Annotated in this window: 14 protein-coding genes; 4 read left to right on the plus strand and 10 right to left on the minus strand. The window is 64.8% G+C overall.

The genetic code is table 11. The features are described from left to right. Positions 1-227: 227 nt before the first annotated feature. Positions 228-1028, minus strand: a complete 801-nt coding sequence (locus IVB12_RS29710) for a hypothetical protein (RefSeq protein WP_247304410.1) — start codon at positions 1026-1028, stop codon at positions 228-230. Between the two features lie 103 nt (positions 1029-1131). On the opposite strand from IVB12_RS29710, the gene IVB12_RS29715 reads away from it, so the two are divergent. The 3 genes from IVB12_RS29715 to IVB12_RS29725 all read left to right on the plus strand — a co-directional run bounded on the left by IVB12_RS29715 (position 1132) and on the right by IVB12_RS29725 (position 4580). Beyond that, positions 1132-1623: a YaiI/YqxD family protein gene (locus IVB12_RS29715; protein WP_247304411.1), complete on the plus strand. Its 492-nt coding sequence runs from the start codon at positions 1132-1134 to the stop codon at positions 1621-1623. A 2-nt stretch (positions 1624-1625) separates the two neighbouring features. Then, entirely contained in the window at positions 1626-3437 is a 1812-nt protein-coding gene (locus IVB12_RS29720; RefSeq protein WP_247304412.1) for an ATP-binding cassette domain-containing protein, read from the plus strand. Between the two features lie 63 nt (positions 3438-3500). Next, positions 3501-4580, plus strand: coding sequence for a D-TA family PLP-dependent enzyme (locus IVB12_RS29725; RefSeq protein ID WP_247304414.1), 1080 nt, complete (start codon positions 3501-3503; stop codon positions 4578-4580). Here IVB12_RS29725 and IVB12_RS29730 read toward each other — a convergent pair. Continuing rightward, a complete protein-coding gene (locus IVB12_RS29730; protein WP_247304417.1) occupies positions 4577-5479 on the minus strand; it encodes a LysR family transcriptional regulator in 903 nt (300 codons plus the stop codon). The two genes, IVB12_RS29725 and IVB12_RS29730, sit on opposite strands and share 4 nt — an antisense overlap. A gap of 91 nt (positions 5480-5570) precedes the next feature. Here IVB12_RS29730 and IVB12_RS29735 point away from each other — a divergent pair, with 91 nt between their 5' ends. Beyond that, a complete protein-coding gene (locus IVB12_RS29735) occupies positions 5571-6788 on the plus strand; it encodes an MFS transporter (RefSeq protein ID WP_247304419.1) in 1218 nt (405 codons plus the stop codon). A 9-nt stretch (positions 6789-6797) separates the two neighbouring features. Here the strand turns inward: IVB12_RS29735 and IVB12_RS29740 are convergent, their stop codons facing one another. The 8 genes from IVB12_RS29740 to IVB12_RS29775 all read right to left on the minus strand — a co-directional run bounded on the left by IVB12_RS29740 (position 6798) and on the right by IVB12_RS29775 (position 16102). Continuing rightward, the gene (locus IVB12_RS29740) at positions 6798-8024 is read right to left on the minus strand and encodes a TIGR03862 family flavoprotein (RefSeq protein WP_256466441.1); all 1227 of its coding nucleotides are present in this window, start codon (positions 8022-8024) and stop codon (positions 6798-6800) included. Continuing rightward, complete coding sequence (locus IVB12_RS29745) at positions 8021-8938, minus strand: SDR family NAD(P)-dependent oxidoreductase (RefSeq protein ID WP_247304423.1); 918 nt, start codon at positions 8936-8938, stop codon at positions 8021-8023. The genes IVB12_RS29740 and IVB12_RS29745 overlap by 4 nt, the downstream gene beginning before the upstream one ends. Before the next feature lie 226 nt (positions 8939-9164). Then, positions 9165-9644: a MaoC family dehydratase gene (locus tag IVB12_RS29750; RefSeq protein ID WP_247304426.1), complete on the minus strand. Its 480-nt coding sequence runs from the start codon at positions 9642-9644 to the stop codon at positions 9165-9167. Then, positions 9645-11363: an AMP-binding protein gene (locus IVB12_RS29755; protein WP_247304428.1), complete on the minus strand. Its 1719-nt coding sequence runs from the start codon at positions 11361-11363 to the stop codon at positions 9645-9647. Next, the gene (gene mmsB / locus IVB12_RS29760) at positions 11363-12253 is read right to left on the minus strand and encodes a 3-hydroxyisobutyrate dehydrogenase (protein WP_247304431.1); all 891 of its coding nucleotides are present in this window, start codon (positions 12251-12253) and stop codon (positions 11363-11365) included. Before mmsB ends, IVB12_RS29755 begins: the two co-directional genes overlap by 1 nt. A 24-nt stretch (positions 12254-12277) precedes the next feature. After that, positions 12278-13345 (minus strand): enoyl-CoA hydratase/isomerase family protein, encoded by a 1068-nt coding sequence (locus IVB12_RS29765; RefSeq protein WP_247304433.1) that lies wholly within the window; start codon positions 13343-13345, stop codon positions 12278-12280. Then, positions 13342-14487, minus strand: a complete 1146-nt coding sequence (locus tag IVB12_RS29770; protein WP_247304435.1) for an isobutyryl-CoA dehydrogenase — start codon at positions 14485-14487, stop codon at positions 13342-13344. The genes IVB12_RS29765 and IVB12_RS29770 overlap by 4 nt, the downstream gene beginning before the upstream one ends. Positions 14488-14605: 118 nt before the next feature. Then, on the minus strand, positions 14606-16102 hold the full coding sequence (locus tag IVB12_RS29775; RefSeq protein ID WP_247304437.1) for a CoA-acylating methylmalonate-semialdehyde dehydrogenase: 1497 nt from the start codon (positions 16100-16102) through the stop codon (positions 14606-14608). Positions 16103-16198 lie beyond the last annotated feature (96 nt).

Genomic DNA, 16198 nt, shown 5'->3' on the forward strand with positions numbered 1-16198 from the left:
ATCACCTGCCGTTTCCACGCGCAAACTGTCATCGCCCGGCTTGCCGCCTTCGCCAAGGCTTCGGCGGGCCGAGCACTCCTGTGGGCCTCGGCGTAGCCTTGGCGGAGCCGGGACCGGGCGATCCAGTACTCCGAGACGGTTGTGGTTTTCTTGATGGCCGCGGCGTACTGGGTTCCCCGCCTTCGCGGGGAATGACAGCGAATGTGAGGACGCGCCGTGCGCCTTCCCTACGCCGCAGCCTGCTCGCGTGGCTGATAGATCGCGGTGTGCTGGCAATGCGCCAGCGGCGTGGTGCCGTTGGCAACAACCAGCGCGTCGAGCTCGACGAAGCGGTGGCCCTTCTTCTCGTAATTCGCGGTGACTTTTGCCCGCGCGGTGATCTCGTCGCCAGCGCGCGCGGCCGCCAGCAATTGCATACGGCTACCGACGTGAATCCACGGACCCAGAATGGTGTTGTCGACCAGCACGCGGTTGATGACGCGCTGGATCAGGCCGGGATGGCCGAGCCTCTCGCGTGCGAAGATCGGATCGGTCTCCCTGATATCGGCGAGATAGTCGGCCGCATCCTGTTCAGCCCAGCGGCGCGGAAGCGTGCCCAGCCATTTCCCCGTTTCGAACGTCGCCGGACTGACTGGCGTGCGCTCGCCAACAACAGGCACCTCGACATAGTCGCTCAGCGAAATCGTCGGCGCCGCCGCTGGCAGCGTGGCCGTGCCCGTCGCACAAAGCTCGGTGCGACTGAACACCTCGATCGTCAGCAGGCCATTGTGCTCGGTGGCATCGACATCGGCGGTCTCGCCGTCATAGACCGGCTTGATGAAGCGCGCCTCGACCAGTCCACGGGTGAGGAAATCGCGGCCCCAGCGGGCAATCGGCACGTGCATCATGTAGGCGAAGACATCGACGCCCGGCACCAGCCCGCCGGAAAAGCCGAAACGGCGCGCCACCGTGTCGTCGTGCATCTTGTTCTCGGACTGCTTTGCAGTGTTGTAGGCCTGGACGCGATAGGTTTCGAGCCGGTCCGGCATGGCTGGCGTTCCCGTTCTTGTTGTTTCGGAGCTGATCGTAGAGCCCAGGGAACACCGGTCAATCCCCTCGCCTTTGCGGCCCGAATGGGGTACCACGCGGCCAATGACTGACACCCCCACTCGCATCTATATCGATGCCGACGCCTGTCCGGTGAAGGACGAGATCTACCGCGTCGCGCTCCGCCACGGCGTGCCCGTGAGCGTGGTTGCCGGCAATTTCATCCGCGTGCCCCAAGATCCCCTGATCGAGCGCATCGCCGCCGGTCCGGGCATGGACGCGGCCGACGACTGGATCGCGGAGCGCGCCAAGCCCGGCGATGTTGTCGTGACATCAGACATTCCGCTGGCCAGCCGTTGCGTCAAGGCGGGCGCCGACGTGATCGCACCAAACGGCAAGCCGTTCACGGAGGAATCGATCGGCATGACGTTGGCGGTGCGCAACCTCATGACGGATCTGCGTTCGGCCGGCGAAGTCACCGGCGGCCCGCGCTCGTTCGCGCCGCGCGACCGTTCCGCATTCCTCTCGGCGCTGGACCAGACGCTGCGCCGGATTCAGCGCCGCCGCGCTGATGCGGCCGCAACCAGTCAGAGCTGACCATGGCGCCGCCGCTGATCCAACTGAAAGACATCAGGCTGACGTTTGGCGGCACGCCGCTTTTGAGCGGCGTCGAGCTCAATGTCGCGCCAAGCGAGCGCGTCTGCCTGATCGGCCGTAACGGCTCCGGCAAGTCGACGCTGCTCAGGATCGCCGCCGGCCTGGTCGAACCCGATGGCGGCACGCGCTTCGTGCAGCCTGGCGCTACCGTGCGCTATCTGCCGCAGGAGCCGGACTTCGGCGAGCACAAGACCACGCTCGCTTATGTCGAGGCAGGCCTCGCGCCCGGCGACGACCTGCACCAGGCGCGTTATCTCTTGGAACAGCTCGGTCTCACCGGCGAGGAGAACCCGCATAACCTCTCTGGCGGCGAGGCCCGTCGTGCCGCGCTCGCCCGCGTGCTGGCGCCCTCGCCCGACATCTTGCTGCTTGACGAGCCGACCAACCATCTCGATCTCTCCACCATCGAGTGGCTGGAAAAGGAGCTCGACAGCCGGCGCAGTGCGCTGGTGCTGATCAGCCACGACCGCCGCTTCCTCACCAACCTGTCGCGCTCCACCGCCTGGCTCGACCGCGGCAAAATCAAGCAGATCGACCGCGGCTTTGCCTCGTTCGAGGCTTGGCGCGACGAGGTGCTGGCGGAGGAAGAGCGCGACCAGCACAAGCTCGACCGCAAGATCGTCGACGAGGAGCACTGGCTGCGCCACGGCGTCTCCGGCCGGCGCAAGCGCAACGTCAAGCGCCTCGCCAATCTGCATGCGCTGCGCGACCAGCGTCGCAATTATCGCGGCAGCGCCGGCAGCGCCAATCTGGCAGCCGCGGAAGCCGAGCAGTCCGGCAAGCTGGTGATCGAGGCCAAGGGCATCACCAAGGCCTATGGCGAGCGCAAGATCGTCGAAAACTTCTCCACCCGCATTCAGCGCGGCGATCGGCTCGGCATCATCGGGCCGAACGGCGCCGGCAAGACCACCCTGGTCAACCTGCTCACCGGCGGCACGCAGCCGGATTCCGGCATTGTGCGGCTCGGGGCCAATCTCGAGATGGCAACGCTCGACCAGCACCGTGAAAGCCTCGATCCGAAGTCGACGCTGGCTGAAGCGCTGACCGGTGGCCGCGGCGATCACATCATGGTCGGCGGCAAGCCGAAGCATGTCGTCGGCTACATGAAGGACTTTCTGTTCGCACAGGAACAGCGCGGCACGCCGCTTGAGGTGCTCTCCGGCGGCGAGCGTGGCCGGCTGATGCTGGCCCGCGCGCTGGCAAAGCCCTCGAACCTCCTGGTGCTGGACGAGCCGACCAACGATCTCGATCTCGACACCCTCGACGTGCTCGAGGAGATGCTCGGCGATTACGAGGGCACGGTAATCCTGATCAGCCACGACCGCGATTTCCTCGATCGCGTCGTCACCTCCGTGATCGCGCCCGAGGGTAACGGCAAATGGATCGAATATGCCGGCGGCTACAGCGACATGCTGGCGCAGCGCGGCGCGGACCTCAAACGTGATACGGCAAAGGTGCAGGCCTCGGCGGAGAAGAAAGAGGAACGGCCAGCTGCTCCCGCTGCCGCACCAAAGCGGCGCCTGAGCTTCAACGAGAAGCACGCGCTGGAAACGCTGCCGAAGAAGATGGAAGCGTTGCAGGCCGATATCGCCAAGCTGCAACGCGTGCTCGACGATCCCAACCTCTACACCAAGGATCGTAAGAAGTTCGACGACACCTCCGCCGCCATCGCCAAGGCGCATGAAGAATTGTCTGCTGCCGAAGAGCGCTGGCTCGAACTTGAAATGCTCCGCGAAGAGATTGAACAGGCATAGCGCGTATTCCGCAAAAGTGGGCACCGGTTTGCGATTGGAACACGCGCCAACGAAAGGACTTCCATGACCACCCCCCTCGCCGCAAAAATCGCCCGCGAATACGGCACGCCCTGCGCTGTCATCGACATGGACAGGGTCGAGCGCAACATCGCGCGCATCCAGAAGGCCTGCGATGATGCCGGGATCGCCAATCGTCCCCACATCAAGACACACAAGAACCCGACGATTGCAAAAATGCAGGTTGCGGCCGGCGCCAAGGGGATCACCTGCCAGAAGCTCGGCGAAGCCGAGATCATGGCCAATGCCGGCATCGACGATATCCTGATCAGCTACAATCTCCTGGGCGAGGAGAAGATGGCGCGGCTCGGAGCGCTCCAGGCGAAGGCCAACATGACCGTGGCCGCCGACAATTCGACGGTCGTCGCAGGGCTCCCCAAGGCAGCCGCCGCATCAGGCCGCCCGCTCTCGGTCGTGGTCGAATGCGACACGGGCCGCAAGCGCGCCGGTGTCGAGACGCCGGCCGAAGCAATCGCTTTGGCGCGGGAGATTGCCGCGTCCAAAGGACTGCAGTTCGCCGGCTTCCTGATGTATCCGACCGAGACCGGCTGGGCGGAGGCGCAAAAATTCTACGACGAGGCGCTAGCTGGCGTGCGCGCGCACGCGCTGGACGCGAAGATCGTCTCCACTGGCGGTACGCCGAACCTGAAGAACCTCGGCAAGCTCAAGGGCGGCACCGAGCACCGCTTCGGCACCTATATCTACAACGACCGTATGCAGGTCGCCGCCGGCGTCGCCAGTTGGGACGACTGCGCACTGCACATCTATTCGACGGTGGTGAGCCGCGCTGCGCCCGAGCGCGGCATTCTCGATGCCGGTTCGAAGACGCTGACCACGGACACCGGCGGCCTCGACGGTCACGGCCTGATCCTGGAGCATCCCGAGGCGAACATCGCGCGCTTTGCCGAGGAGCACGGCTTCCTCGACCTCTCCCGCAGCAACACGCGGCCCAACGTCGGCGATGTCGTCCGCATCGTGCCGAACCATGTCTGCGTCGTCGTCAACATGATGGATGAGGTCGTGATGGTGCGCGGCGAGGAGATCATCGGCACACTGCCGGTCGCGGCGCGGGGGAAGCTGCGCTAGCGGCCGATCAGGGCCTGGAGCTCTCTGTCCAGCCCGTCGCGGAAGAGCTTGATCGGCCGCTCCAGACGGCCGGCGGGCGCGCGATGGATCATCCATGCGCGCACGGCGGGTTTGAAGTCGCGCGCAGCGACGGCCTTGAGCTTGTCACGAAACGCGCTGTGCTTCAGCGCGATCGGAGTGACCAGCCCGACGCCGAGGCCGCGCGACACCAGCGAGAGGCGCAGTTCGCTGTCCAACGCCTCTACCGCGATATTGAACGGCAGATGCGCGGCATCGAACTTTCGTTTCAGCGTATCGCGAAACCCGCAACCGTCCTGGTTGATCACCCAGGATAGCTGCGACAGTCGTTCCAGGTCGACGATGCGCGGAATCTTCATGTCGCGCGCGACGACAAACACAACCGGCTGCGCCCCGAGATCATCGGCAACGAGATCGGCAGGCGGCACGGCTCCGTCAGGCAGACAGATCGCGGCGGCATCGAGTTCGTTGCGACAGACACGTTCGAGCTGGTTTGGCGACCAACCCGAGACAACACGCACGGCAAGTAAGGGAAATTCGGCGCGCACAGCATCGAGCGGTCCGGTCAACCCTGCCTCCGAGAGGAACGGCGTCAGACCGAGCCTGAACTCGCCACGCACCATGCCGTCATCGGCAACACCCGACTTGAGGTCGTCCAGCATCCTGAGCAGGCGCCGGCCCTGCTCATAGGCCTCGTGGCCCGCCGCCGTCGGTTTCAGCGGCTTCGACAGTCGATCCAGGAGCTGTGCCCCCAGCATCTCCTCGAGATTCTGGATACGACGCGTCACGCCGGGCTGCGTGAGATTGAGACGTGCCGAGGCCGCGACGATCGATCCGGTCTCGACCACCGCGACGAACGCGACAAGGTCATGGGTGTTCATGAGCAACTCGCATATTCTTTATAGTCTTATTTGAATTGTAGCATAATGATGCTTCCGCTTAAAGGGTCCCGCACCAGAGCTGCGAGGATCCATGACCATTTCCGAAGCAACCAAGCCGGCGTCTCGAAGCCAACTCGCCGAGCGGCCCCTGATCTGGCTCGGCGCCATCACCGCCGGTGTCGTCGTCACCGATCTGTTCGCGCCGCAGATCCTGCTCGGACTGATTGGCCGGTCACTGTCCATGACTGCGTGGCAGGCCGGCCTGATCAGCACGCTGACATTGCTCGGTTATGCCCTCGGCCTGCTGCTGCTCGTGCCTCTGGTCGATCTCGTCGAGAACCGGCGACTCATCCTGCGGACGCTCGGCTGTGCCATCCTCGCCGCGCTTGCAACGGCACTTGCGCCGACGCCCTCGTTCCTGCTGCTCGCCACCTTCATCCTCGGCGCGTCCTGCGCGGCGATCCAGATGATGGTTCCGCTGGTCGCATCCATGGTGCCGCCGGACCGTCGCGGTCAGGCCATCGGCGAGGTGATGGGCGGATTGATGATCGGTATCCTCTTATCACGGCCCGCGGCGAGCCTGATCGCGGATCTCTGGAATTGGCGCGCCTATTACGTCGTCTCCGCCGCGCTGATGGCGCTGCTTTCCGGCGCGCTTGGCCGCTACCTTCCAACGCTTCAACCGACAGCACACGCGAGCTACGGCGAATTGCTCCTATCCTTTCCAAGGCTGCTGCGGGATGAGCCCGTGCTGCGGGTGCGCGCCTGGACCGCATCGCTTGTCATGGCTTCCTTCACCGCGTTCTGGTCGGCGGTCGCACTGCGGCTGCCCGATGCTCCATTCGGCCTCGACGCCAAGGGAATTGCTGCGTTCGCGCTGATTGGCGTGGCTGGCGCTGCGGCAACACCGATCGCCGGCCGCTGGGGCGACAAAGGCAGGGCGCGGCCGATGTTCCTTGCGGCCCATCTGCTCATCATCGGCTCACTCGCGCTTTGTGCCTGGGCGGGCATGCTGGAATCCCGCATCACCGCACTGCTGCTGTTGAGCCTTGGCACGATCCTGCTCGACGTCGGCATCACCACCGACCAGACGCTCGGCCGCCGCGCCATCAACCTGCTGCGACCGGAAGCACGCGGCCGACTGAACGGCCTGTTTGTCGCGCTGTTCTTCTTCGGTGGCGGCGTCGGCGCCGCGGCGGCTTCCCTGGCCTGGAGCTATGGCGGCTGGACCATGGTTTGCGCCGTCGCAGCAAGCTTCGGCGTGTTGGGCCTCCTCACCAATCTCGTCTCTAGGACCGGCACGTTATGATCGGGAAGATCAGGACGACAATTGGGCGAGCCGTTTCAGCACGCCCCTGCCCGCGGCGGCGCCGGTCGCAAACGAGGCCTGCAACAGATAGCCGCCGGTCGACGCCTCCCAGTCCAGCATCTCGCCGGCGGCAAATACGCCGGGCAGCTTGCGGATCATGTAATCCGCTGTGAGTTCATCGAATAAGATGCCACCGGCGCTGGAGATGGCACGCGCAATTGGCGCTACGCCAGTTAGCTTGATCGGCACGGCGTTGATGAGCTCCGCCAATCGCTCGGGCGGCATTGCCGACAGCGACTGGCCCGCGCCGATTGCCGCCTCCTGCAGCAACCCGGCGGATATGGGCGAAAGCTGCGCGGCCTTGCGCAGGAAGTTGGAGAGCGATTGTTTGCCGCGCGGGGCAGACAGGCGCTTAACGAGTTCGGCGTCATCAACGTCCGGGCGCAAGGCGACGCGCAGCACCGCCTCGCCGTTCGCCGCAATCGCCTCGCGCAGTTCGGCCGACAACGCGTAGATCGCCCCGCCCTCGATGCCGGCCCGCGTGATGATGGCCTCGCCGCGCAGGACATGCGGACCGAAGGTGAGCGCAATTCCCTTGAGCGGCTGGCCTTCGAAACGCGTGCGAAACACATCGGACCAGGCAACGGCGAAGCCGCAATTGGCAGGCCGCAGCGGCGATATCGCAATGCCCTTGTCCGCCAGAATTGTCGCCCAGCTGCCGTCTGAGCCGAGCCGCGGCCAGCTTGCGCCGCCGAGTGCCAGCACCGTCGCTTTGGCAGCGATTTCAGCCGTTCCATCGGGTGTTTGGAATTGCAGCCGTCCCCCGTTGTCCCAGCCAGTCCATCGATGGCGAAAGGCGAAGCGGACACCGCTCGCATCGAGGCGCCGCAACCAGGCGCGCAGCAAGGGCGAGGCCTTGAATGCCTTCGGAAATATCCGCCCGCTGGTACCGACGAAAGTCGGCTCGCCCAGCGCCTCGCTCCAGGCGCGCAGCGCGTCGGGCGGAAACGCGTCGATGGCACCCTTCAGTTTCGGCGCCGCCGCGCGGTAGCGCGCCATGAATTGCGGCAGCAGCTCGTTGTGGGTGAGATTGAGACCGCCGCGGCCGGCCATGAGGAATTTTCGGCCAGCGGACGGCATGGCGTCGTAGACGGTGACGCGCAGGCCGCCCTGTGCCAGCACCTCCGCCGCCATCAGCCCGGCGGGACCGCCGCCGATGACGGCGACCGCTGTCAGAGTTTTACCCCAGCCCGCGCCGCGGCCTGCGCGACGTATTTCTGCGTCTGCTCGAACGCACCCGTCAGCGCCTTGGCCTTCGACATGTCGCTGATCTCGGCGAAATGCGCGGCGACCGCGTCCGGGGTCCATTCGGATTCCGGCAGGTTGATGCCTTCGCTCTCCAAGATCTTGATCACTGCGAAGGAGCCGGCGCCGGCCCCCATGATGGTGCGGGTCGGCGCGTCCTCGCTGAGCATGTACTCGACCGCGGGCGTGATCGCGTTCGGCTTCATCAGTTGCAGGGCCTGCGGCGGCAGCAGCTCTTCGGTCATGCGGGTTGCCGCCGTCGGCGAGATAATGTTGACGCGGATGTTGTTCTTGCGGCCCTCTTCCGCGAGCACGTTCATCAGGCCGACCATGCCCGATTTCGCCGCGCCGTAGTTGGCCTGTCCGAAATTGCCGTAGAGGCCGGAGGACGACGTCGTCAGCACGATGCGGCCGTAGTTGCGGTCGCGCATGCCGGCCCAGACCGCCTTGCAGCAATAGAAGGTGCCGACGAGATGCACGTCGAGCACCTTCTGGAAATCGGCCGCCTCCATCTTGCCGAACGACTTGTCGCGCAGGATGCCGGCATTGGCGCACAGGAGATCGACGCTGCCCCACTCCCTGGTGGCGCGCTCGACCATGGCTGTGACCTGCTCGAAATTCGAGACATCGGCGCCGTCGGCCATCGCGGAGCCGCCCGCTTTGCGGATCTCCTCGACCACGGATTCGGCCGGCGACAGCGAGCCGCCGGTGCCGTCGCGCGCACCGCCGAAGTCGTTGACGACGACCTTGGCGCCGCGGCTGGCCAATCCCAGTGCATGCGCCCGCCCCAGACCATTGCCCGCGCCGGTGACGATGGCGACGCGTCCGTCGAACCTGATTGCCATGAGTAGGAGTCTCTGTTCTTCCCTTCTCCCCTTGTGGGAGAAGGTGGCGCGAAGCGCCGGATGAGGGTCCCTCTCGGCAAAGATGCGCTCGCGGAGAGAGACCCCTCACCCGCCTCGCGTTCGCGAGGCACCCTCTCCCACAAGGGGAGAGGGGGAAACCCCGCTCTGGGGTGCCTTTTTGAGCAGCGATGGATTGCCGGGTCAAGCCCGGCAACGACTGGCGGGATCAGGCGAAATAGATCAACCCGAGCCAATCCGCGACCAGCGCGGGCTTGTCCTCGCCTTCGATCTCCACGGTCACGTTGGTGCGGGACTGCAATTCGCCTGCCTTGCGTAGCTTGGCCTCCGTCAGCACGAAGCGGCCGCGGACGCGCTTGCCCGAGCGCACCGGCGAAATGAAGCGGAGCTTGTCGAACCCGTAATTCACGCCCATCGTGGTGCCCGCGATCACAGGCATCACCTCATAGGACATGATCGACATCAGCGACATCGTGAGGAAGCCGTGTGCGATGGTGGTGCCGAACGCGGTCTCCTTCTTGGCGCGCTCCGGATCGACATGGATAAACTGGTGATCCTCGATCACGTCGGCATAGGCGTCGATGCGGGGCTGGTCGATCAGGTGCCAAGACGACACGCCGATCTCTTTGCCGACCATGGCCTGATAGGCGTCCAGCGTAATCGGCGGCTTCTTCCAGGCTTCGTTCACTTAGGTCTCACTCCGTGTTTTTGCCAGCTCCGGAAAATCCTCCTCGCGGAATTCGCGGCCACGCAGGGGATCGTTGCGGTCGTCATCGCGCTCCAGCCGCCGTAGGTGCACGCGACGGATTTTTCCAGAAATGGTCTTCGGCAGCTCGGTGACGATTTCGAGACGGCGGATGCGCTTGAACGGCGCAAGGCGCGCGTGCAGGTGCTTGAAGATCGAGAGCGCGGTTTCCGGCGAGCGCTCGGCGCCCGACGTCAGCAACACGAAGGCCTTGGGAACCGCGAGCCGGATCGGATCTGGGCTCGGCACCACGGCGGCCTCGGCGACGAGCTCGTGCTCCAAGAGCACGCTCTCCAGCTCAAACGGGCTGATGCGGTAGTCGGACGATTTGAACACGTCGTCGGAGCGGCCGACGAATGTGAGATAGCCGTCCTCGTCCGCGAACACGACGTCGCCGCTGCGATAGAGCTCGCCTTCCGCACCGGAGAGCTTGCCGTCATCACTCTGATAGCCCTGCATCAATCCGGCGGGACGGTTCACGCCGAGCACCAGCGTCACCTCGCCCTCCTTCGCCGGGTTGCCGTCGGCATCGCTGATCTGCACGCGATAGCCCGGCAGCGGCCGACCCATCGATCCGACCTTGATTGGCTGGCCCGGCGAATTGCCGGCGAGTGCTGTCGTTTCAGTCTGACCGTAGCCGTCGCGGATGGTGAGGCCCCAGGCCGCCTGCACCTGGTCGATCACTTCAGGATTGAGCGGCTCGCCGGCACCGCAGACCTCGCGAAGCGACACCTTGAAGGAGGCAAGGTTCTCCTGGATGAACAGCCGCCATACCGTCGGCGGCGCGCATAACGTTGTGACGCCACAGCGGCCGATGGTGGCGAGCAGGCCTTTTGCGTCGAAGCGCGGCTGGTTGACCACGAACACGGTGGCGCCCGCATTCCACGGCGCGAAAAAGCAGCTCCAGGCGTGCTTGGCCCAGCCGGGCGACGAGATGTTGAGATGGACGTCGCCGGGCTGCAGCCCGATCCAATACATGGTCGAGAGATGGCCGACCGGATAACTGCGCTGACTGTGCCGCACCAGTTTTGGTTTTGCGGTCGTGCCTGAGGTGAAATAGAGCAGCATCGGGTCATCGGCATTGGTCGGTCCGTCAGGCGCAAAACTCTCCGAAGCATGCGCCGCCTCGTCATAGGCCAGCCAGCCGCTGGAGGCCGCGCCGACCACGATGCGGACGATACTCTCGGCACCGAGGCTTGCGAATTTCGCGACCTGATCCTCGGCAGCAATCACCGCCTTCGCCTTGCCGCGATCGAGCCGGTCGCGCAGCTCGTCGGCAGTGAGCAGCGTGGTCGCGGGAATCACGACGACGCCGAGCTTCATCGCCGCCAGCATCGTCTCCCAGAGCGGAACTACATTGCCGAGCAGCAGCAAAAGGTGGTCGCCGCGCTTCAAGCCCTGCGCGCGAAGGAAGTTCGCGACCTGGTTGGAACGCTTTGAGAGCGCCGCGAAGGAGAGCTTGGTCTGCCGATCGTGCGCGGCATCGACGATCCAGAGCGCCGGACGGTCCTTGCTGTCCGCATTCGCCGCCAGCTCGGCGTCGAACCAGTCGAGCGCCCAATTGAAGGGAACCGGATCGGGCCAGCGGAAGCCTTTGACCGCTGTGTCGTAATCCGTGCGGTGATTGAGCAGAAACGCGCGCGCTTCCTGAAATGTCGTCATCAAGTGTTCCCGGCCAGCCCCCTAACGTGCTTGATAATTCCGGAAAAATCCACCCCGCCCTGCCCGGCGGCATCGAAGGACTGATAGATCTCCTGCGCATGCTTGCCGAGCGGCGTCACCGCACCTGCGGCCTTCGCGGCGTCCTGCGCCAGCGTCAGATCCTTCACCATCAGCGCTGAGGCAAAGCCCGGCTTGTAATCGTTGTTGGCCGGCGAGGTCGGCACCGGGCCCGGCACCGGACAATAAGTCGTTAGCGACCAGCACTGCCCCGACGAGGTCGAGGCGACGTCGAACAGCGCCTGATGCGAGAGCCCGAGCTTCTCAGCTAGCGCAAATGCCTCGCTCACCGCGATCATGGAAATGCCGAGGATCATGTTGTTGCAGATCTTCGCGGCCTGGCCGGCGCCGGCGCCGCCGCAATGGACGATCTTCTTGCCCATGTTCTCCAGCACGGGCTTGGCCGCCGCAAACGCACCCTCCTCGCCGCCGCACATGAAGGTCAGCGTGGCACCCTTGGCCCCGCCCGTGCCGCCGGAGACCGGCGCGTCGACGGAGAGCACGCCGTGCTTGGCGGCGAGCGCATGCGCCTGCCTTGCGCTCTCGACGTCGATGGTCGAGCTGTCGATGATCAGCGTGCCCTTGGCCATCGCGGGAACGACCTCGTTCCAGACGGAGAGCACGTGCTTGCCGGCCGGCAACATGGTGACGACCACATCCGCGCCTTTCACCGCGCCCGCTGCGCTGTCGGCAATGCCGGCGCCGTCGGCCTTGGCCTGGTTGCGCGAGGCCTCGACAAGATCAAACGCCACCACCTTGTGGCCGACCTTGACCAGATTGGCGGCCATCGGGCCGCCCATATTGCCGAGACCGATGAATGCGATCGTGGCCATTGTCGTTTCCTCCGCTTCAATATTCTAGTTGAACTTTAGCTCGTCGGCGCCGATCTCGGCGAAATATGGTGCCAGCATCTGCGGCGTCACATCCTCGATCCGCGGCGGCGACCAGGTCGGATTGCGGTCCTTGTCGATCACGGCGGCGCGCACGCCCTCGCGGAAATCGTCGCTGCGAAATACCTCCAGCGCGGCGCGATATTCGCGCACGAGACACTCTTCAAGACTGGACGTCGTGCGTGCGAGCCGCAAGAGCTTCAGCGTCACCACCATGCCGCGTGGCGATTTTTCGCCGAGCGTCTTCAACGTGGCGAGCGCAAACTCTGAGCCGTCGCGCTTGAGCGCCGCAACAATATCTTCCATACGGTCGAAGCCGAACAGCGCGTCGATGATCGGCTCCTTCGCAGATACTGGTCCTGCTGTCTCGCCGGTCGCAAAGCCGTTGATGATCTTGCTGACCTCGGCCGCGGTCGCATCGGAGCGCAGCTTCGTCAGGGCGTTGCGCAGCTCCGGCAACTTCACCGCCGGCACGACCCAATCGGCGAACTTCGCATGGATCGCGTCCGGCCCGTTCATGGTCTGGCCGGTCAGCCCGAAATAGGTGCCGATCTCGCCCGGCGAATGCGACAACAGATAGGTACCGCCGACATCGGGGAAGAAGCCGAGACCGACTTCCGGCATTGCCAGCTTCGTGCGATCCGTCACGACACGATGGCTGGCATGGGCTGACAAACCGACGCCGCCCCCCATCACGATGCCGTCCATGAAGGCGACATACGGCTTCGGGAACTTCTTGATCCGGGCATTGAGGATGTACTCCTCGCGCCACAGGATCTTGCCGAGGTCACCGTTGACCTTCGAGCTTTCCCAGAGTGTGCGGATGTCGCCGCCAGCGCAGAGCCCGCGCTCGCCGGCGCCTTCCAGCAGGATCACAGCGACGGCCGCATCGGCCTCGAAGCGGTCGAGCGCCTTGTCGATGTCGCGAAACATCTCCAGCGTCACGGCATTGAGCGCCTTCGGGCGGTTGAGGCGGATCACGCCGACTGCGCCCTCGACACGGGCGATCAGGTCGCCCTCTTCCACGCCACTCATCGTGCGCCCTCGATCAGCTTGCGCGCCACGATGAGCCGCATGATTTCATTGGTGCCTTCGAGGATCTGGTGCACGCGCAGATCGCGCACGATCTTCTCGATGCCGTATTCGCTTAAGTAGCCATAGCCGCCGTGAAGCTGGAGCGCATGGTTGGCGACCTCGAAGCCGACGTCGGTGCCGAAGCGTTTTGCCATTGCGCAGAGCATGGTGGCATCAGGATCCTTGCGATCCAGCGCCGCGGCTGCGCGCCACAAAAAGGTGCGGGCGGCCTCGAGCTCGATCGCCATGTCGGCGAGGCGGAATTGCAAGGCCTGGAATTCGTCGAGGCGTTTTCCAAAGGCCTTGCGCTCCTTCATGTAGCTGCGCGCCTTTTCGAGCGCTACTTGCGCACCACCGAGCGAGCACGCGGTGATGTTGAGGCGGCCACCATCGAGGCCGGCCATCGCGATCTTGAAGCCGGCGCCCTCCTCGCTGAGGCGGTTGGCGACCGGCACGCGGGCATTCTCGAACATCACGGCGCGGGTCGGCTGCGCGTTCCAGCCCATCTTGCGCTCATTGGCGCCAAACGAGACGCCCGGCGTCTTGCCGTCGATGACGAGGGTCGAGATGCCGCCGGGACCATCGCCACCGGTCCTGACCATCGCGACCAGGAGGTCGGTGCCGCCGGCGCCGGAGATGAACTGCTTCTGGCCGTTGAGCACGTAGTGGTCGCCGTCGCGCACGGCACGGGTGCGCAGCGCCGCTGCGTCCGAGCCGGCGCCCGGCTCGGTCAGGCAATAGCTCGCGATCAGCTCCATGGTGCAGAGTTTTGGCAGCCATGTGTGGCGCTGGGTGTCGCTGCCATAGGCATCGATCATCCAGGAGGCCATGTTGTGGATCGAGATGAAGGCCGACGTGGTCGGGCAGCCCGTCGCCAGCGCCTCGAAGATCAGCGCTGCATCGAACCGCGTCATGGCGGAGCCGCCGACATCGTCACGGATGTAGATGCCGCCCATGCCGAGCGTGGCGGCCTCGCACATCACGTCGACGGGGAAATGCTTCTCCTCGTCCCAGCGCAGCGCCTGCGGCGCGATCTTCTCCGCCGCAAACGCCAACGCCATGTCGCGAATTGCGATCTGATCCTCGTTCAGAGCGAACTGCATGCCTAGCTGCTCATTTTTCTCGTCATTGCGAGGAGCGGAGCGACGAAGCAATCCATTCCTTCTTTCGGGGCGATATGGATTGCTTCGCTGCGCTCGCAATGACGACTGGGCTACAGCCCTACTTCATCAGCGGGATCGAGAACTCCGCACCTTCCTTGACGCCGGACGGCCAGCGCGAGGTTACCGTCTTGGTATTGGTGTAGAAGCGGACCGAATCCGGGCCGTGCTGGTTGAGATCGCCGAAGCCCGACTTCTTCCAGCCGCCGAAGGTGTAATAGGCGATCGGCACCGGGATCGGCACGTTGATGCCGACCATGCCGACATTGACCTTGGCCGCGAAGTCGCGCGCGGCGTCGCCGTCGCGGGTGAAGATGGCAACGCCGTTGCCGTAGTCGTGGTCCGAGGGCAACGCCAGCGCTTCCTTGTAGTCGTGCGCGCGCACGACCGAGAGCACCGGGCCGAAGATCTCTTCCTTGTAGATCCGCATATCCTTGGTGACGTTGTCGAACAGCGAACCGCCGAGATAGAAGCCGTTCTCGTAGCCCTGCATCTTGAAGCCGCGGCCGTCGACGGCGAGCGTCGCACCTTCCTTGATGCCGATGTCGATGTAGCTCTTGACCTTCTCGACCGCCTCGCGCGTGACCAGCGGACCGTAATCGGCCGAGGGATCGATCGAGGTGCCGATCTTGAGGCTCTCGACGCGCGGGATCAGCTTCTCCATCAGGCGGTCGGCAGTGGACTTGCCGACCGGGACCGCGACGGAGACGGCCATGCAGCGCTCGCCGGCCGAGCCGTAGCCGGCGCCGATCAGCGCGTCGACGGCCTGGTCCATGTCGGCATCGGGCATCACGATGGCGTGGTTCTTGGCGCCGCCGAAGCATTGGCAACGTTTCCCGGTCTGCGCGGCGCGCTCGTAGATGTACTGCGCGATCGGCGTCGAACCGACGAAGCCGATGGCCTTAATGCCGGGGTCGTCGAGGATGGCGTCGACCGCTTCCTTGTCGCCGTTGACGACGTTGAGGATACCGGCCGGCAGGCCCGCCTCGATCATGAGCTCGGCAAGCTTCATCGGCACGCCGGGATCGCGCTCCGACGGCTTGAGGATGAAGGCGTTGCCGCAGGCGATCGCGGGGGCGAACTTCCACATCGGAATCATCGCCGGGAAGTTGAACGGGGTGATGCCGGCGACGACACCGAGTGGCTGGCGCATCGAATAAATGTCGATGCCGGGGCCGGCGCCTTCGGTGTATTCGCCCTTCATCAAATGCGGGATGCCGCAAGCGAACTCGACGACCTCGAGGCCGCGCTGGATGTCGCCCTTGGCGTCGGGCACGGTCTTGCCGTGCTCGCGCGCGAGCAGCTCGGCGAGCTTGTCGTAGTCGCGCTGGATCAGCTCCAGGAATTTCATCATGACGCGGCCGCGGCGCTGGGGGTTTGTCGCGGCCCACTCCGGCTGTGCGGCGCGCGCGTTCTCGACGGCGGCGCGAACCTCGGCCTTGGACGCCAACGCGACCTTGGCCTGGACGTCACCGGTCATCGGCTCGAAAACGTCGGCGGTGCGGCCCGAGGTGCCCTTGACCTCCTTGCCGCCGATGAAATGTCCGATTGAACGCATGGAATGATCTCCTTGGAAGTCGAGCCTGATCGCTTTGACAAATCCTATTGACCTGCATTTTATAGGATTCAAGTCTGAGATATTGCACCATAGATG

The sequence above is a fragment of the Bradyrhizobium sp. 179 genome (assembly GCF_023073535.1).
Lineage (GTDB): Bacteria > Pseudomonadota > Alphaproteobacteria > Rhizobiales > Xanthobacteraceae > Bradyrhizobium.